Below are 17,964 nucleotides of genomic sequence, written 5' to 3' on the forward strand. Positions count from 1 at the left end.
CCTCGCCGATAGGCGGCCCTGCCCAAGCCGCCTCATGCCTCCTCAATCCATATCCGCATTTCACCTTCGCCGCGGTTGGCCCAGCAGAAATAGGGGATAAACAGCAGCTGCCGCGACCGCCGCCGGGGGGGCTCGCCGTCATAGCCATAGAGCGGCTGTTGTCCGGCATCAGTATCTTGCACGCTATCCCCGGTGGCCTGTATCACTATTTTTCCCGCCAATACATCCTGGCCGGGCGCCAGGGAAAAATCGGTACCGGCGGCCAGACGCAGTTGATGTAAATTGGCGCCGTTATCCGCTTGTTCGAGGCAGTACACCAACGGTCCCCGCTGCAAGGCGACTTTGCCCAGGTTCTGGCGTACCAGGGGATTGCTTCTGACCCGGCGCACCGGCATGGGCAACGTCAGCCGGATGCTGTCTCCTTCCTCCCAGGTCCGGGTGAAATAGGCATATCCCTGGCGAGGACGGATCTCAACCGGTTCGCCGTTCAAGACCGCCTCCGGCGCCGGGCACCAGCCCGGTAAACGCAGCGCCAGGGTGTGCTCCGCCGGAGATTGGCTGGTCACCGTCAAATCAACGGTGTCGTCCCAGGGATAATTACCGGTTTGCCGCAGCGTCAGAAAGCCGTTCCCCGCCGGTACCGTGACTTCGCTACCGATATAGAGATTAACGAACAGGGTATCCTCGGTTTGGGTGTAGATATAATTGCCCAGCGAACCCAGTAACCGGGCAATATTGGGCGGGCAGCAGGCACAGCCGAACCACTGTTGGCGTTCCGGTTTCACATGATCGTAAATATGGTTGCACTTTATGGCGCCCGGATGGACCTCCAGCGGATTTACATAGAAAAAGTGCTTACCGTCAAGGGCCATTCCCGCCAATACCGTGTTATACAGCGCCCGCTCCATCACATCCGCATACTGGCCGTCGGCCTCCATTTGCAGCATACGCCGGGCGAACATCATCAGGCCGATGGAGGCGCAGCTTTCCGTATATGCGGTATCGTTGGGCAGATCATAATCAGAGGTAAACGCCTCGCCGTGGCTTTGAGCGCCGATAGCGCCGGTGATATACATTTGGCGCCGGGTCATATTGTCCCATAAACGACGACAGGCGCGACGCTTCTCTTCATCCCCGCCGATGCGCGCCAGATGGGCGACGCCGGCCAGCAGATAAACAAACCTCACCGCATGCCCCACCGCCGTCTCCTGCAGCGCAATGGGTTTATGCGCCTGGCTGTAGGCCTTGTCTTTCACCATCCAGGCGGTGCCGTAATTTTGCCAATAGGATGTGCGGCCGCGGCGTTCATATTCCAGATCGTAGAAGTGGGGCTCGGTACCGCGCTGTTCGACAAAATAGCGCGCCAGGGAGAGATAACGCGTATTGGCGGTGGCGTCATATAACTCCATCAGCGCCAGCTCGATTTCCGGATGGCCAGGATAGCCGTGCAGCTGTTGCGGCCCAGGGCCGAACACCCGGTTGATGTGATCCGCCAGACTGCAGACCACCTTCAGCAGACGGGTCTTACCGGTGGCACGATAATAGGCGACGCCGGCTTCAATCATATGCCCGGCGCAGTAGAGCTCGTGGCATTCCGCCAGGTTGGTCCAGCGCTGTTCCGGCGCTTTGACGGTGAAATAGGTGTTCAGATAGCCGTCCGGCTGCTGCGCGGCGGCAATCAGCTCAATGGTTTCATCGGCGGTGTGTTCCAACTGCGCATCCGGCTGCTGGCAGAGCATCCAGGCCACCGCTTCCAGCCATTTAGCCACGTCGCTGTCCTGGAATACCATGCCGTAGAATTCCCCTTGGCTGCGTCCGGCCGCAATGCGAAAATTTTCAATCGAATGGCTGGGCTCCGCGTCGGCGACGCGATCGTTCAACGCTTCCCACTGGTATGGCAACACCACATCCCTGACCAGTCGCTGATAACCCAGCCAAAAAGGATCCGTCAGCTGGAGATGATGCAGGTCGATTTCGGATGTTTTTTTCATCTTTGATTCCTTACTCAACGTTTATGACAACTGACGATCCCGCAGGTCGCCGGCTATACGGGCCATGCTGTTATTGTCCAGTCTGCAATAGCGCAGGACTACCGCCAGAAATAAATGAAACAGTGCCGGCAAGAAGGTTTCCATAATCCGGATGCCGTGCAGCGACGCGGGGGTTTGATTACCGATGCCGGGGGCATAAGCAACCAAAATAAAGACCAGGCTGATAATACCGGCGCTGGAGGCCCAGGAGAGTTTGATAAAAAACAGGTTAAAGGCAAAGCTCATGCCGGAAGAACGAATACGTGTTTTCCAAAAACCATAATCATCGGCAAACGCCATCAGGGAGAAATGCAGCGTCAGGGTAAAACCAAGGATGACATCGTTAATGAAAATCACCGCCAGCCATAGGGTGCGATACCCTTCCCCGGTCGGGATAAACCACATCAGGATACCCAAGACCGCCAGTATGATATTGGTATAATAATAAAGCTTTACCGTATCGATACGCCGGGATAAACCGTTGATGATCACGGCGCCGATAATGGACGCCACCGTGACGGCGGTGAAAAACAGCGATGCATAACCGGCCCCGCCGTGCAGAACATAGGTAATGAAATACATGTAGCCGCCGCCGCGAATATTAAAAACATTCATCAGAAGAAAAGACATCAGCAGCATAAGCAATAGCTGGTCGTTTTGACGCAGTCCCCGCAGATGTTCCCGCGGTGAAAATTTACCCATTACCGTCAAGGGCACCCGTTCACGCACCCAGAAGAAGCAGCATAAAAACATCGCCACCGCGATAACGCAGAGCACGGCAACCCCGCGTTGATAGCCCTGGGCGTTATTACCGCCCCCCAGGCTGTCCACCAGCCAGGGCAAACCCACGGAAACCAGGAACCCGGCAATGCCGCACAGAACGAAACGCCAGGCCTGACAGGAGATCACCTCGCGGTGAACGCCGGTCATGGTATTGATCAGCGCGCAATACGGCACGTTGATGGCGGTATAACTCAGGGACAGCATAAGATAAGTACCGAAGGCCCAGAGAATTTTCCCATTGACGCCGACGTCCGGTACCGTGAAGGTCAGGACGCCGATAATGCCGATGGGCAGCGCAATCCACAGCTGCCAGGGGCGAAAACGGCCCCATCGGCTGACGGTCCGGTCCGCCACCATTCCCATCAGGGGATCGGACACCGCGTCCACCACCCGCAGTACAATAAACATCGTCCCAACCAGCGCGGGGGTGAGGCCGAAAATGTCGGTATAAAAAAATGTCAGGAAATTCATGATAAGGCAGGTTATTACCGTGCCCCCCGCATCGCCTAGACCATAGCCGATTTTTTCGCGGATGGACAAATAGCCGCTGGCGGCAATGGCCTGGCCGGCGGTATTGGGTAGAGAGGTGGTAGACATATTTTTCTCCTCGCTTGTAACGAGTTATTGGCATGCCTATGGGTTGAGAAATTTAATAGGCAATATACTCGTCATACTTCAAGTTTCAGGCGTGTTGGCTTTCCTGCAACTCGAATTATTTAGAGTAATATAAATGTTTTTTTATTTTTCCCGGGATTAAAAGTCGCACACTAATCCCAAGGCAACAAGGTGTGGAAAAGGCATAAAAACGGTACGATTCCGACATAAATTTAAATTTGTGAAGCAGATCAATAGAGCGCAGAGAGAAGCTGACATATCCGGCGATGTTTGCTAATGTTAATTAATCCAGCGATAAAAGTGATTAATTATGCTAGATATATCAGTTGATTACCCCATCAGGATTGAAAATGGCGGACTGTTTATTTCCCGTGGATTGGGCCATCATCCTACCCGTATCCTGGAATCCTACGAACTGATTTTTGTTGAGCAGGGGATATTAGCGATTTCGGAAGACCAGCATGATTTTCATGTCAAAGCCGGGGAATCACTTTTATTATGGCCAGGTAGAAAACACGAGGGAATCGGCAATTTTCCGCCGGATTTAAAATTTTACTGGCTGCATTTCGGTATTATTGCCGCCCGCCCCGCGATTCAGGACGCTTTGAAATTACCCATACCGCAATACAGTAAAATACGCGATCCTCATCGATTTATTACGCTGTTCAGACTTTTCCTCAGCGAACAGGAAAATCGGTCACCCCCATCCTCTCTGGAGCTGATTCTGCTGTTGCTGCTACAGCAGGTGGCGGACGGCTGGACCGAAAGCACTGAACCGGCGGAACCGGGAATGGCATTGGCCTGGAAGGCGCAGCAGCTGATCGGCACCCAGTTTCATTTACCTCTCACCGCCTCTGGTTTGGCGGCACAGTTATTTTGCAATGCCGATTATCTTGGGCGTGTATTTAAAATGACCTTCCGCATGACCCTCACCGAGGCAATTCACCGGCGGCGCATCGGCAACGCTGAAAAAATGCTGGTGGCCGACTGCGGCGCCATTGCCGATATCGCGAAACGCTGCGGCTTTCCGGATGTCGCCTACTTTCGCCGTCTCTTCCGCCGGCTGACCGGTTTAACCCCGCTGGAATACAAAAAACGCTACTGCAAGGAACATGTCAATTCGGACATACTCTGAATCATTCGAGTTTCGTGAAGGCGGCAACGCCCCCGTACTTAGACGTATTAAGAGTGGATTTAGCACTGATTATCCTCATCCTCAACCAGCATTAGCCCGGCCCGTAAACCTATCGCCACGTCGGGGTTGGGAAAGAGCACCCACTCCTTTTCCTCCCGGACCCGATATTCATTACCCGTCTCCCTGGCCAGCAGCTCCCCTCGGTCAAACATGGTGAAATTCAGGGTATCGGCGGGGATAAGCAAAGTGAAATCCGGCTGGGTTCGTGTGATCTGCCGGCAGACGCGATAGTGTTTGACCGGCGGCCCGAGACGTTCCGGCAACGCCTCGCCGCTGATAAGCGCCCACAGGGCGGCGCGGACGCCATTGAATTGGGCGAGGTCATTTGCGCCGAACGGCAGCGCCTTGCCAAGTTCCAGCGTGACGCTGGCAGCGGAAAATTGTTCGCTGCTGTAATGGGTAAAGGTGGTACCGGCGGCGCGATGCCTGACCAGGGCATCCAACTGCGCGGCGTTGAGCCAATGGAGCAGCGCCGGGTCATGGCCGCCGGGCTGATAGGGCAGCAGACCGAAACGCACGTGGCGGGATCCCCGAATCGCCGTATGCATATCCAGGTGCCAGCGGCAGCGATCCTCCGGCAGGAAGAACCGGCCGAGATGCCGTTGCAAAAGCCGGCAGCGTAAGGTTTCGTTGCTCTGCGGCAGGGGCGCGCCCATGGGGAGCGCCGGGTCGGCATCCGCATGACCTGGTTGCGCATCGGCATGCCGCAAAAGGCCATGGTCATTCTTTTCCGCGGGGTCCCTGCCGGCGACATTAGCTTCATCCCAGGCTTTGTCGCTGGCGCCGCCGCCGAACAGCCGGTTCAAATCGTAATCAATATAACGTTTTCCGGCCCGCAGCGCCTGCGGGTTGCCTAATATCACCAGCAGACGCGGCGCCAGCGGCATCCTTCCGGTCATAAGCTCCGCCAGCAGAAGATTGATGAGCTCCACCGGCGCGGTTTCATTGCCATGTATACCGGCGGACAGCACCAGGGACATCGCCGCCGGCCGGCGGGGCAATAGCTCTATCACTCCCTCCTCCAGCCAGCGCCAGGTCAGCCACGGCGTTTCTCCCCAGCGTTCAGCCGGCGGGTGGCCGGCCAGAGTCAACTCAAGAAAGTCAGCATCAGTCAATGAAAACGCTCCTTTTCAATCAGACGGAGTATCAAAGCTCAGACCCGGCGTCAGGGTCTCCGGCAGGGTCAGCAGTTCGCTCTCCAGCGAAGCCATGGGCCAGGCGCAGTAATCCGCCGCATAATAGGCGCCGGGACGATGATTGCCTGACGCGCCGATGCCGCCGAAGGGCGCATTGCTGGCGGCGCCGGTAAGAGGCTTGTTCCAGTTGACGATGCCGGCACGGGCCTCCAGCAGCAACTGTTCGAACTGGCTGCGATGGGGGGAAATCAGTCCCATGGACAGGCCGAACCGCGTATGGTTCGCCATGGCAATGGCCTCATCAAACCGGTCATAACGCCTCACCGTCAACAGCGGACCGAAATACTCTTCGTCGGGGATATCCGCCATCCCGCCGACATCGATAATACCCGGCGACAGCAGGCTGCTGTCGGGCAGCAGTTGCGTCATTAACAGCAGCGGCTTGCCGCCGAGCGCCTGCAGCCGCTGTTGCGTGAACAGCAGGTTGGTGGCCGCCGTGGTCGTTATCAGGCCCCCCATGAAGGGCGGCGGCGTGCTGTCCCAAGCACCGATACGCAATGTCCCGCTCACCTCCACCAGACGGCGCAACAGCGCATCCCCCATGGCCCCGCTCCTCACCAGCAGACGACGGGCGCAGGTACAGCGCTGGCCGGCTGAGATAAACGCGGACTGTATAATCACATTCACCGCCGCGTCCATATCCTCTACGTCTTCCACAATCAGCGCATTGTTGCCGCCCATCTCCAGCGCGAGCATTTTCTCCGGCCGGCCGCCCATATATTTGTGAAACCGATAACCGGTAGCGGCGCTGCCGGTAAACAGCGCCCCGTCGATTTCAGCGCTCATGCCCAGCTCCGCGCCGGTATCCGGCCCCCCCTGCACCAGGTTGATCACTCCCGGCGGCAGCTCCGCTTGCTGCCATAACCGCACCTGGAACTCGGCGGTCATGGGCGTATGTTCGCTGGGCTTGAACACCAGGGTATTACCCGCCAGCAGCGCGGGGACGATATGGCCGTTGGGAAGATGTCCCGGGAAATTATAGGGACCGAACACCGCCATAACGCCATGGGGACGGTGGCGCAGCGTGGCCCGGCCGTCGGCCAGAGGCGTATCGCTTTCACCGGTGCGGACCCGGTAGGCTTGTACTGAAATCGCCACCTTGTTGATCATGGACTGCACTTCTGTCCGGCTCTCCCAAAGAGGCTTGCTGGTTTCCTGGGAAATAATGGTGGCCAGTTCATCGTTGTGCTGTGCCAGCAGCGCGGCAAAACGCTCAAGAAAACGGATTCTCTCCGTCAGCGGCAGCCTGGCCCATGCGGGAAACGCGGCACGGGCGGCTCGGCAGGCGGACTGCACATCTGACCCATCCGCTTCCTGACCTATCCATAAATGCTTGCCGGAAACCGGGCATTCTTTAGTAAATATCATGCCGTGACCACACAGCCAGTTACCGTTGATAAAATGAGACATGAGTATTTCTCCGTGGCGATTGTATGACCGCTGTTTATATTACCGCCGCGAGAACAGCGGCCTCCCGTCAGAAAGTATCCTACCTTGATGATAGAGCCGGAACGTTGACAAATGTCCCAACGGCAATGCGCTCTCGTTATCACGCCATGGGTCTGCCTGCCAAGAGGAAGGACTTACAGAGCCGGTAGCGCAAACACCGGTGATAGGCTCAGTCCGACACCAGCTTCAGTTCGTCATCCGAAAAGCCGGTCACTTCTTTGATCATGATGCGGTTCACGCCGCGCAATAAGAGCTGTCGTGCCACCTCCTGTTTCCCTTCTCTTTTCCCTTCTCTTTTGCCTTCTCTTTTGCCTTCTTTTTTGCCTTCTCTTTTGCCTTCCAACCTACCCTCATCTTTCAATTGCTGCGCTATGGTCATCATTTCTTCTTTCTCCAAAAAAAGCGGCGCTTGTTCCTTTAATTTATTAATTAATAGCTGACTATCAAAAGTTTTCCCTGCCTGCAAGATATAGCGAAACAGGCTTATACGCAGCTCAAAGGACGGTTGCCACTGGTTTATCAGGGTGCCGAGATCCTCCACCAACGTCCCTATATCCCGGATACGGATATGTTTAAGCACCAATTCCAGCATAGCAACCCGGCCATGAGTCTTGATTTCATCATCCGGTATCATGGTGAGATCGATTACCGGAAAGGGGTGGTTGTATACCTGCCGGGCTAATGCATTATCGTCAAAACAATCAAACCAGCCGTTTTTGTAGGGATAACCTTTTCGGACCCCATGATAAAACAGTAGAGGTACCACTACCGGCAGCCGTTTATTGCCTTTGTCCAGATGCTGCTGCATGGCCGCCAGGCTGTAACGCATCAAACGAAAGGCCATCATTTTCTGCGGGCTGCTCTGGTGTTCAATCAAACAATAGATATAACCCTTGCCTCGCCGGGTCCGCACCGAATACAACATATCCGAGCAGTGATGACGCAGATTGAGTTCTATAAAAGAGCCTGAACACAATGAGAGTGTATTGAAATGACACTGGTGGCGTAAAGAGGGCGGTAAATGATTATTAAAAAAATCTCGGGCGACGTCGATTTCACCGAGAAACTTCTTAAATAAAGCATCATGATGAGAATAATTTATTATCATATAGGATATCCTTATCACTAATTTAATATCAATAATAAAGGTCAGTTATTCCAAAGTGAGTTATTTCCAAATTATACTAAACATCATAACGGACCTAAATAATAAGTCGAACAAAAAAACCAGCTCGATACGGTAAATAAATTTCGTATTAAACCGTATATATGAGGTTATACATTTGCCCTATGCCGTCTTAGCTTGGCGGCACGGCATCGCTGCAAAAAAGCCTATGGATGAAATCAATCCCCTAGAATATACCGGCCGGCGGGTGTCCCGCCGGCCGGTATATCCTCACTAACCATCGCCTTCAGACGGCGGCTTTTATCGGCGGCTTAATGCGGAACCAGGCGGCATAGAGCGCGGGCAGGAAAATCAGCGTCAGCACCGTACCGCCAATGGTACCGCCGATGAGGGTAAACGCCAGCGAACCCCAAAAAACTGAAAAGGTCAGCGGGATAAACGCCAACACCGCCGCCAGCGCCGTCAGGATTACCGGACGCGCCCGCTGCACCGTGGCCTCCACCACCGCGTCGTAGGGCGTTAGCCCCTCATGCTGGTTGCTGTGTATCTGGCCTATGAGAATCAGAGTATTGCGCATGATAATACCCGCCAGCCCGATAAGACCCAGAATGGTATTGAACCCGAACGGCTGGTTAAACAGCAATAGCGTCGGCACCACGCCAACCAATGCCAGCGGCGCGGTGAGCAGCACCATGGCCATGGCGGACAGCGAACGCACCTGGAAAATAATCACAATCATCATCAGGATCAGCATTAACGGAAAAATCGCGGCCAGCGCGGTGTTGGCCTTACCCGCTTCTTCCAGAGCGGCTCCGGTTTCAATGCGGTAACCCACGGGCAGCTTAGCCATGATGGGCTGGAGGCTTTTGATGATTTGCAACGCGACTTCCGGCGGCTGTTGACCGTCGGCAATATCCCCCCGCACGGTAATGGCGGTCATGCGATCCCGGCGATGAATAATCGGATCCTCCATGCGGATGTCTGTATGACCGATTTGTTCAAGGGGTATCCGCTGCCCCTGGCTGCCGGTAAGGGTGAAGTCCCCGAGTTTTGCCGGATCCAGCCTTTCGCCGCCGGCGCTGCGTGCGACTACCTCGACGGTGCGGATATCCTCGCGAACCTGGGTTACCGACACGCCGTTCAGTAAAAATTGCAATTGTTGCGCGGCGTCCTGGGAACTGAGGCCGAAGGATTGCAGCCGATCCTGATCCAGCACGAAATGGACGGCAGGCACCCGCTCGCCCCAGTCGGTATTCACCTGGCGCATGGAGGTGTTGTCCAGCATTACCTGCCGGACCTGGCGGGCTATTTCCCGCACGATTTCCCTGTCGGACCCCATGACCCGGAACGCCACCGGAAACGGCGAGTAGGGACCGAATACCAATTGCGTGACCCGCACCCGCGCCTCGGGGGCCAATCCGTCGGCCACCGCCTGCCGGGCGTGATACTTGAGCGTTTCCCGGGCCTGTTCATTCTCGGTGAGTACTACGATCTTGGCGAAGGAGGGATCGGGCAATTCCGGCGACATGGCTAAATAGAACCGCGGCGCGCCCTGGCCGATGTAAGAGGTGACCAGTCTGGCTTCCGGCTGCCGCTTCAGCCACTCCTCCACTTTAGCGGTCGCCGCGCTGGTGGCCTCGATGGTGCTGCCTTCGGGCAGTTGCACTTCCAATAACACTTCCGGCCGGTCGGAGACGGGGAAAAACTGCTGTTTTACCGCCCCCAGACCAAAAAACGCCACCAGGAAAAACAGACCCACCACCAGCACTACTTTCTTATTGTGGGCTACCGCGCGGGCGATCAGGGAACGTAGCTGTTTATAGCGCGGCGTACCGTATATCGCTTTATGACCGCCCGGAATGGGCTTGATATCCGGCAGCAGCTTCACGCCGAGATAGGGGGTAAACGCCCCCGCCACCAGCCAGGAGGTGAGCAGGGCAAAGGCCACGATCCAGAAGATATTGCCGGCGTATTCACCGGCGCTGGAGGCGGCAAAGCCTACCGGCATCAGGCCGATGGAGGTCACCAGCGCGCCGGCCAGGCGGGGCGACGCCGTGCTGACCCAGGCCTGGCCGGAGGCGTAGATGCGATCAAACCCCTCCTCCATGCGCACCACCATGGTTTCAATGACGATGATGGCATCGTCCACCAGCAGACCCAGCGCCAATATCAGCGCGCCGAGGGTAATGCGGTCGAAGTCGCGGCCGGTGGCCAGCATAATGATAAACACGCCGGCCAGGGTCAGCGGCACCGCCGCCGCCACCACAATTCCCACTCGCCACCCGAGGCTCACCAGGCTGACGGTTATCACCACCGCCAGGGCAACGAAAAATTTCAGCATGAATTCGTTGTAGGATTCTTTGATATTTACCGCCTGATCGGTGACTTTGGTGAACGTCAGGCCCAGCGGCATCCTGGCGGAGATGTCCGCCGCTTCCTTCTCCAGCGCTTTACCCAGCACCAGCCCGTTATAGCGATCGCGCATCACGATACCCAGCAACAGCGCCGGCTCGTCCTGATTTCGGATCAGATAGGTGGAGGGATCTTCATAACCGCGCTTGACATCGGCCACATCGGAAAGCTTCAGCGTCCGGCCGGCGGCAACGATGGGGGTATCGCGGATTTTTTGCAGACTATTGAATGCCCCGTCCAGGCGAATCTGGATTTGCGGTCCGTTAGCGTCGATGGAACCCGCCGGCGTCACGCTGTTTTGCGCGTTGAGGGCGGTAAAAATATCCCGGGCGGAAACCCCTAGGGTGGCCAGGCGGGCATAGGAAAACTCGACATATATCCGTTCCGGCCGCTCGCCGATGATATTGACTTTTTTGACTCCCGGCACGCCCAGCAGGCGCTGGCGCAGGGTTTCCGCCTGGCGCACCAGTAATCGCGGCGGTTCTCCCCGGGCTTTCAGGGCATAGAGGGCAAAGGTGACATCGGCGTATTCATCGTTAATGGTGGGGCCGATAACACCCACCGGCAGATTGGCGGCCTCATCGCCGAGCTTCTTGCGCGCCTGGTAGAACTCTTCCTGGACCTCCGACGGAGGCGTGGAGTCTTTCAGTGTAACGGTGGTAAAGGCCAGACCGGGCCGGGTATAGGTTTCAGTCCGGTCATACCATTTCAATTCCTGCATCCGTTTTTCCAGCGGCTCGGCAACCTGATCCTGCATTTCCTGCGCGGTGGCGCCGGGCCAGGCGGTGACTACCGTCATGACCTTGATGGTAAATACCGGATCTTCCGCCCGTCCCAGCTTCAGGAAAGCGAAGGCGCCGGCGGCGGAAATCGCGACGATAAGAAACAGCGTGACGGCCCGTTCACGTACCGCCAGGGCGGAAAGATTAAACCCACTCATTTCACCGCCCCGCCGTTATCGGCCAGGCGCACGGCTTCGTCCTGATGCAGCAGATGGGCGCCGAGGGTGACAAAACGATCGCCGGGTTTCAGGCCGCCGGAGAGAATGGCGCTCTCCTCCGTCAGGCCGGAGAGCCGAACCGCCCGCCACACCGCTTTGGGTTTATCCCCCGCCACCAGCCAGACGCCGGGCCCCTGACCTTCATCGTACAACGCCCCCAGCGGTACGCTCACCAATCCGTCGGCGCCGGGATCGGGCAGGGCAACGGTGACGGTTGCGCCCAAGGGAGCGGTAACCATGGCTCCCGACAGGACATAACGGGCCTCGAAGGTGCGGGTCTGCGGATCGGCGGTATCGGATAGCTGGCGCAGCGTCGCCCTGCCGCTCATGGGCCGGTCGCCATACAGCCTGGCCTGCCCGGTGGTGCCAAGGAGGGGCCGCTGTGTTTCCGGCAAGTACACCACCGCTTCCCGCGGTCCGGCGTGGGCGAGCTTCACCACGGTTTGCCCGGCAGAGACCACTTGCCCCGGTTCAGCCAGGGTCTCCATCACCACGCCGTCGTCATCGGCGGTCAGCACCGAATAACCGGCCTGATGGCGGGCGACATCCTCCTGCGCCTGCGCCGCATTGAGCTGGGCGCGGGCCGAATCGGCGGCGGCCTTGGCCTGATCATAGGCGGAGGCGGAGACCACCCCCTTTGCCACCAGCGTCCGATAGCGCCGCTCGTCGGCGGAAGTTTGCGCCGCCAGCGCCCGGGCGGCCATCACCGCGCCGGTTTGCGCCTGGGCGGCCAGGGCTAAATCGGCGGGATCGATTTGCATCAGCGGCTGGCCGCGTTTCACCGTCGCGCCGGCGTCCACCAGACGCCGCACCACCTTACCGGCGACGCGAAAACCCAGCTCGCTCTGCACCCTGGCCACCACAGTGCCGGTGTAGGCTTTTTCAGCGTGGCTGAATTCCTCCACCACAGCGGTGCGCACCAGGGGCGACCCGGTGCGGGGATCCGGCTGTTGGGCCTGGCCGCAGGCGGTCAAGCCGAGCGCCAGGGGGACGGCAACAAAAACCAGAAAGGTGGAACTATTGCGAAACATGGTAATCCTCCGGGAAAACAGAGGAGCCAGTCTGACATCTAGTGACCAAATATGTCAATAGTCACTTAAGCCGATCATTTGATACAATTTATCGATGTGAACCGCCGTCAGGATAAAGCGTAACGTTAAACCTATGAGGCAAATCAGTACAATCGGCTACGGGGTCAAGCTTCGCAGTACCAGCTTGATGAGATCATCAATGGCGGCGGGGATGCCGTCAAGTTTATGCTGTAATAATAAGGGGTTAACAAACGACTCCATGGCCAGGAAGATGCTGCGGCACTGATCTTCAAGCGGAGTTCGCGTTTCAAATTCACCCGTTTCCCGCCCCTGGCGGAGAATATTTTTCAGCAGTTCCCGCACCTGCCGCTCATATTCCTGGGATGAAGGCCATTCTTCTCCGGTGGAATAAATGACAATGTCATACAGCCGACGATCGGAGAAAAACAGATCGGTGCTGCCGGCGGCGATGGTGGTAAACAAGATGCGCAACCCATCGGCGGCGGTTGAGCCTTCCCCAAGCGCTTCCCGCACCTTGTCCAGCAGGCTGCTGAGGCATTTGTGGCAGATGGCTTCGCCAATGGCCTGTTTCGAATCGAAAAATTTATAAATATAGGCTTTGGAAAAACCGATGGCTTTCGCCAGATCCGACACCGTGGTCTTGCCGTAGCCGTAGTAGCTGAAGTGCTCGTCGGCCGCCAGCAGAATCTGATCGCGGATACTATGGTCCGCCGGACCCCGAACCCCGGCATGGGGGGATGCTTTTATATTCATGGCCGCATTATACACTGTGCAGGGAACAAAACGGAAAGGCCTCTTCGGCCGCTACGGCGCGGAAAACGATCCCTCACCGATAAAGGCTACACTATAGTTTAAGCATACACTCTTCACATCTGACGGCCTATGCGCCCGTTCTTGACATCAGGAAAGGAAATCAAGCATGACCCAACGACGCAAAACCGACGCGGCGCGGCCCATAGGCGATCACGGCATTATCGGCGATTTACGCACCTGCGCGCTGGTCGCCGTTGACGGCACCATCGATTATTTTTGCTGGCCGGATCTCGATAGCCCGTCGATCTTCACCGCCCTGCTGGACAGCGATGCCGCCGGTATCTTCAGTCTTGCTCCACGCTGGCCCGATGCCCGGCGCCAGCAGCTTTATCTGCCGGATACCAATATCCTGCAAACCCGCTGGCTTGACGACGCCGGCGTGGCTGAAGTGACCGACTATATGCCGATCTGCGACGATCCGCACCAAACGCCGCGGATCATCCGCCGTTTGGCGGTATTACAGGGCGAGGCGAATTTTGAGCTGCGCTGCGGACCGGTGCATGACTATGCCCGCGCCGCCACCCGCGCCGCCCGTCATGGGGATGCGGTGGATTTCAGCGCGCCGGGACAGCCGGTGCTGCGTCTGGCGGCCGGCGTTCCGCTGCACGTCGAGGGGCATGCCGCGGTGGCCCGCTTTGTACTCAAGGCCGGCGAGTCGCTGGAATTCGTTTTCGGCAGCGCCGAGGATGAGCGCGTGGCGGCGGGGGACAATCTGGCCTGTTTCACCGCCACCCTGCAGTACTGGCGAAACTGGTGTGCCGCCGGTAATTATAAAGGCCGCTGGCGGGAGATGGTGAACCGTTCAGCCCTGGCGCTGAAACTGCTGACCTCCCTGCGCCACGGTTCCATTGCCGCCGCCGCAACTTTCGGATTACCGGAACATCTTGGCGGGGAACGCAATTGGGATTATCGCGCCTCCTGGATCCGCGATGCCTCCTTTAGCGTCTATGCGCTGATGCGCCTGGGTTATACCGGAGAGGCGACCTCCTTTATCAAGTGGGTTGCCCGCTGTCTGGAGCACAGTCAGTACCAGCCGGATAAGCTGCAGGTGATGTATCGGCTGGACAGCGAAACCGACCTGCCGGAGGAGGATTTACCCCATCTGTCCGGCTATGCCGGCTCAACGCCGGTGCGCATCGGCAACCTGGCTTACCGGCAGGTGCAGTTGGATATCTATGGCGAACTGATGGACGCGGTGTACCTGGCCAATAAATACGGTGAAGCCATATCTCACCGGGGCTGGGAACATATCACCAAGATGATCGATCATGTGTGTGAAAACTGGAACCAGGCGGATGCCGGCATCTGGGAAATGCGCGGCGAGCCCCGGCATTTTCTGCATTCGCGCCTGATGTGCTGGGTGGCCATCGATCGCGCCCTGCGGCTGGCGGCGAAACGATCCCTGCCGATGCCCTATGCGCGCTGGGATCAGGCCCGCACGGCGATCCGCGAGGATATCTGGACCCACTTCTGGAATAAGGATCTGGGCCATTTCACCGCCACCCGCCACGGGCAGGATCTGGATGCATCCATGCTGCTGATGCCGCTGTTCCGGTTCGTCGGCGCCACCGATCCCGACTGGCTTGCCACCCTGGACGCCATTAAACACTCCCTGGTGCAGGACGGGCTGGTCCGGCGCTACAACAATGCCGATACCCCCTCCGATCCGCTGCCCGGCGATGAGGGGGCGTTCGCCGCCTGCTCCTTCTGGTACGTGGAGTGCCTGGCCCGCGCCGATCGCCTGGAGGAAGCGCATTTTGAATTTGAAAAGCTGCTCAGCTATGCCAATCCCCTCGGGCTGTATGCCGAGGAGTTCGACCGGCGGGGATATGCCCTGGGCAACACGCCTCAGGCGCTGACCCACCTGGCCCTGATCAGCGCGGCATTTTTCCTGGAGCGCAAGCTGAACGGCGGCGAGCCGCTCTGGCAACCTTGATGCGCTAACGACCTTACGCAGCGGTGAGTTTGTTGACACAGTGCCCCGCCTTATTGACACCGAGAACGTTTGTCAACCTTCAAGCCGCTCCTTGCTGGACGGTGCGGCTGATTTGCATCTCAAGCGTCACGGATTCACCCGGTTCCAGTATGGCCAGGCCGGGCAGTGCCGGCTGGCGATGGGCATTCACCGGGTGGGTCTGCGGTTCAAGGCAGATAAAATCGCTGCCGTCAGGTTGATAGACCATCAGTATATCGGCGCTGCTGCTCAGGGTGACGATGGAGCCGTCAAGTGCATCATGGAGCGCCGCCCTGCCCGGCCAGCCGGAGAAAGCATTATTGATCCATTTATCCCCCGGCACGCGGGGTGAGGAAAAGTTCCACCCGGCGGGCAGCGTATCACGCCAGGGCGCAGGCAGATGGTGCTCCCGTTCCGGCCAATAGCCGTTGCCCTCGAACCACAGCGTCATGGCGGGGGTTTTGGTAAAAAAGGGATGAAACCCCAGCCCGAAGGGAAAGGGCTGGTCGTCAGTGTTGGTGATGCCGAGGGTAGCCAGCAGCGTCCCGCCCTGCAGCTCATAGCGCAGCCGGGCATCATACCTGCAGACCCCGGGCAGTACAGATGCCAGCGCCAGGGTGACCGAGTCGGGCTGCCGTTGCTCCAGAGTCCAGGGCCGCAGCCAGCCGTCGCCGTGCAGAAAAAAGCGCTCATCGTAGGGCGACGAAGGCAAGCTTATCCTCTTGCCCCGCCAGTGAAAAGCGTTGCCCTCCACCCGGTTCGCCATGGGCAGCATGGGAAACAGGGCGCATTCCCCCGGCGGCGCCAGGGGGTTGATGGTGGGCCGCAGAATATTGACGCCGTCCGGCGTGGCGAGGTTTAACAGCGCGCCCCCCTGCAGTCTGCACCGCAGGGAAAGCTCGTTATTATTCAGCGTGATGTTGTGCATAATCCAGCTCCGCCTGGTCGCCGAAGCGCTGTTCCAGCGCCTCCAGCGTGACGCCTTTGGTTTCCGGCACTTTACGCCAGATAAAGGTAAACCCGGCCAGGCAAATAATGCCGTACAGCAGGAAACTGCCCGAGGCCCCCAGCGCGGCGTTTAACAGCGGGAAGGTATAGGTCAGCAGGAAACAGGCCACCCATAAGGAGAAGGTCCCCACCGCCATGGCCATGCCGCGTACCCGGTTGGGAAAAATTTCCGACAGCAATACCCAGGTGACCGGCGCCAGGGTCAGGGCATAGATGGCGATGGCCACCAGCACCAGCAACAGCACCGGCATACCCATAATGCCGAACGCATAGGCGGCGGCGATCAGGGCATAGATAATGGTCAGTCCCAGGGAACCCAGCAGCATCAGCTTGCGGCGGCCGAGCTTGTCCACCAGCGGCAGGGCGACAATGGTAAAGATAAGATTGATAAGCCCGGTGGCGACAATGGACTTCAGCGTATCGTTGATATCAAAGCCGGCGGAAGCAAAGATCTCCTGGGCATAATTAAAGATAACGTTGATGCCGCACCACTGCTGGAACACCGCCAGTACGATACCGATAATCATCACCGGCCGGACCCGGCGGGCGAACAGCTGCGGCAACCGGACCCGCCGCGCATCGTCCGCGTCCATGGAGCGGCGAATTTCCGCCAGCATCGCGCGGGCATAATCGGCGTTGCCGATTTTAGCCAGCACTTTTTCCGCCTTCTCGAAGCGGCCGACCTTCACCAGCCAGCGAGGGGATTCGGGCACCGTAAACAATAGAATCAAAAACGCCACCGCCGGTACCGCGCCGGAGCCGAACATCCAGCGCCAGCCCATTTGACCGTTCCATGACTGCGCAATGGCCGCCATGCCTGCATTAGCGGCAACCGGCTCGGCTATCATGAGGTTCACCAACTGGGCCGCCAGCACGCCGATGACGATGGTCAGCTGGTTCACCGCCACAAAGGTGCCGCGCTTTTCCGCCGGACTGACTTCGGCGATATACATGGGGGAGAGTGCCGACGCAAGGCCGATACCGATGCCGCCGATAATCCGGAATGCCACAAACACCTCGAAGTTATGCGCCGTGGCCGATCCCCAGGCCGACGCGGTGAACAGCACCGCCGCCAGCAGCAGCGGCAGTTTACGGCCGAAACGGTCGGACAGCGTGCCGGAGATGATGGCCCCCACCACGCAGCCGGCCAGGGCTGAACTCATCGCCCAGCCGGACTGGGCTGGATTGGTGATACCGAAATAGGCTTCATAAAACGGCTTGGCGCCGCCTATCACCACCCAGTCATAACCGAACAGCAGACCGCCGCAGGCGGCCACCAGACAAATAGACCAGACATAGGCAAGATTAAGCTGACTTTTGTGTTTCATACG

12 protein-coding genes are annotated in these 17,964 nt (G+C 58.0%); 2 read left to right on the forward strand and 10 right to left on the reverse strand.

Annotated features, from left to right (window positions below; genetic code table 11):
* Positions 1–32: 32 nt before the first annotated feature.
* On the reverse strand, positions 33–1,991 hold the full coding sequence (locus tag ACL2XO_RS25025) for a glycoside hydrolase family 127 protein (RefSeq protein ID WP_413741785.1): 1,959 nt from the start codon (positions 1,989–1,991) through the stop codon (positions 33–35).
* Positions 1,992–2,012: 21 nt separating this feature from the next.
* Complete coding sequence (locus tag ACL2XO_RS25030) at positions 2,013–3,410, reverse strand: MFS transporter (protein WP_413741786.1); 1,398 nt, start codon at positions 3,408–3,410, stop codon at positions 2,013–2,015.
* 328 nt (positions 3,411–3,738) lie between these two features.
* Between ACL2XO_RS25030 and ACL2XO_RS25035 the strand changes: the two genes are divergently transcribed.
* Positions 3,739–4,563 carry a helix-turn-helix domain-containing protein gene (locus ACL2XO_RS25035; RefSeq protein ID WP_132925122.1) on the forward strand — a complete coding sequence of 275 codons (825 nt, stop codon included), beginning with the start codon at positions 3,739–3,741 and terminating at the stop codon, positions 4,561–4,563.
* 59 nt (positions 4,564–4,622) lie between these two features.
* Here ACL2XO_RS25035 and ACL2XO_RS25040 read toward each other — a convergent pair whose 3' ends face one another.
* The 6 genes from ACL2XO_RS25040 to ACL2XO_RS25065 all read right to left on the reverse strand — a co-directional run bounded on the left by ACL2XO_RS25040 (position 4,623) and on the right by ACL2XO_RS25065 (position 13,611).
* Positions 4,623–5,738, reverse strand: coding sequence for a succinylglutamate desuccinylase (locus ACL2XO_RS25040; RefSeq protein WP_413741787.1), 1,116 nt, complete (start codon positions 5,736–5,738; stop codon positions 4,623–4,625).
* Positions 5,739–5,753: 15 nt separating this feature from the next.
* The gene (gene astD / locus ACL2XO_RS25045) at positions 5,754–7,229 is read right to left on the reverse strand and encodes a succinylglutamate-semialdehyde dehydrogenase (RefSeq protein ID WP_413725798.1); all 1,476 of its coding nucleotides are present in this window, start codon (positions 7,227–7,229) and stop codon (positions 5,754–5,756) included.
* A gap of 208 nt (positions 7,230–7,437) precedes the next feature.
* Positions 7,438–8,376 (reverse strand): Rpn family recombination-promoting nuclease/putative transposase, encoded by a 939-nt coding sequence (locus ACL2XO_RS25050; protein ID WP_413741788.1) that lies wholly within the window; start codon positions 8,374–8,376, stop codon positions 7,438–7,440.
* A 304-nt stretch (positions 8,377–8,680) separates the two neighbouring features.
* A complete protein-coding gene (locus ACL2XO_RS25055; RefSeq protein WP_413741789.1) occupies positions 8,681–11,746 on the reverse strand; it encodes an efflux RND transporter permease subunit in 3,066 nt (1,021 codons plus the stop codon).
* Positions 11,743–12,837: an efflux RND transporter periplasmic adaptor subunit gene (locus ACL2XO_RS25060; RefSeq protein ID WP_132925113.1), complete on the reverse strand. Its 1,095-nt coding sequence runs from the start codon at positions 12,835–12,837 to the stop codon at positions 11,743–11,745. Before ACL2XO_RS25060 ends, ACL2XO_RS25055 begins: the two co-directional genes overlap by 4 nt.
* Before the next feature lie 156 nt (positions 12,838–12,993).
* Positions 12,994–13,611, reverse strand: coding sequence for a TetR/AcrR family transcriptional regulator (locus ACL2XO_RS25065; protein WP_413725802.1), 618 nt, complete (start codon positions 13,609–13,611; stop codon positions 12,994–12,996).
* Positions 13,612–13,777: 166 nt separating this feature from the next.
* On the opposite strand from ACL2XO_RS25065, the gene ACL2XO_RS25070 reads away from it, so the two are divergent.
* Positions 13,778–15,607, forward strand: coding sequence for a glycoside hydrolase family 15 protein (locus tag ACL2XO_RS25070; RefSeq protein WP_413741790.1), 1,830 nt, complete (start codon positions 13,778–13,780; stop codon positions 15,605–15,607).
* A gap of 79 nt (positions 15,608–15,686) precedes the next feature.
* On the opposite strand, the gene ACL2XO_RS25075 is transcribed toward ACL2XO_RS25070, so the two are convergent.
* A complete protein-coding gene (locus ACL2XO_RS25075; protein WP_413741791.1) occupies positions 15,687–16,553 on the reverse strand; it encodes an aldose 1-epimerase in 867 nt (288 codons plus the stop codon).
* Positions 16,531–17,961, reverse strand: coding sequence for a sugar porter family MFS transporter (locus ACL2XO_RS25080; protein WP_413741792.1), 1,431 nt, complete (start codon positions 17,959–17,961; stop codon positions 16,531–16,533). Before ACL2XO_RS25080 ends, ACL2XO_RS25075 begins: the two co-directional genes overlap by 23 nt.
* Between the last annotated feature and the right edge of the window lie 3 nt (positions 17,962–17,964).

Origin of the sequence: Sodalis sp. RH15 (assembly GCF_047324255.1) — a bacterium.
In the GTDB taxonomy this organism is placed as follows: Bacteria; Pseudomonadota; Gammaproteobacteria; order Enterobacterales; family Enterobacteriaceae; genus Acerihabitans; species Acerihabitans ligni.

Coding starts and splice junctions, on each gene's coding strand:
- ACL2XO_RS25025 (WP_413741785.1), bottom strand. CDS start 1,991: ATGAAAAAAACATCCGAAATCGACCTGCATCATCTCCAGCTGACGGAT.
- ACL2XO_RS25030 (WP_413741786.1), bottom strand. CDS start 3,410: ATGTCTACCACCTCTCTACCCAATACCGCCGGCCAGGCCATTGCCGCC.
- ACL2XO_RS25035 (WP_132925122.1), top strand. CDS start 3,739: ATGCTAGATATATCAGTTGATTACCCCATCAGGATTGAAAATGGCGGA.
- astD (WP_413725798.1), bottom strand. CDS start 7,229: ATGTCTCATTTTATCAACGGTAACTGGCTGTGTGGTCACGGCATGATA.
- ACL2XO_RS25050 (WP_413741788.1), bottom strand. CDS start 8,376: ATGATAATAAATTATTCTCATCATGATGCTTTATTTAAGAAGTTTCTC.
- ACL2XO_RS25055 (WP_413741789.1), bottom strand. CDS start 11,746: ATGAGTGGGTTTAATCTTTCCGCCCTGGCGGTACGTGAACGGGCCGTC.
- ACL2XO_RS25060 (WP_132925113.1), bottom strand. CDS start 12,837: ATGTTTCGCAATAGTTCCACCTTTCTGGTTTTTGTTGCCGTCCCCCTG.
- ACL2XO_RS25065 (WP_413725802.1), bottom strand. CDS start 13,611: ATGAATATAAAAGCATCCCCCCATGCCGGGGTTCGGGGTCCGGCGGAC.
- ACL2XO_RS25070 (WP_413741790.1), top strand. CDS start 13,778: ATGACCCAACGACGCAAAACCGACGCGGCGCGGCCCATAGGCGATCAC.
- ACL2XO_RS25075 (WP_413741791.1), bottom strand. CDS start 16,553: ATGCACAACATCACGCTGAATAATAACGAGCTTTCCCTGCGGTGCAGA.
- ACL2XO_RS25080 (WP_413741792.1), bottom strand. CDS start 17,961: ATGAAACACAAAAGTCAGCTTAATCTTGCCTATGTCTGGTCTATTTGT.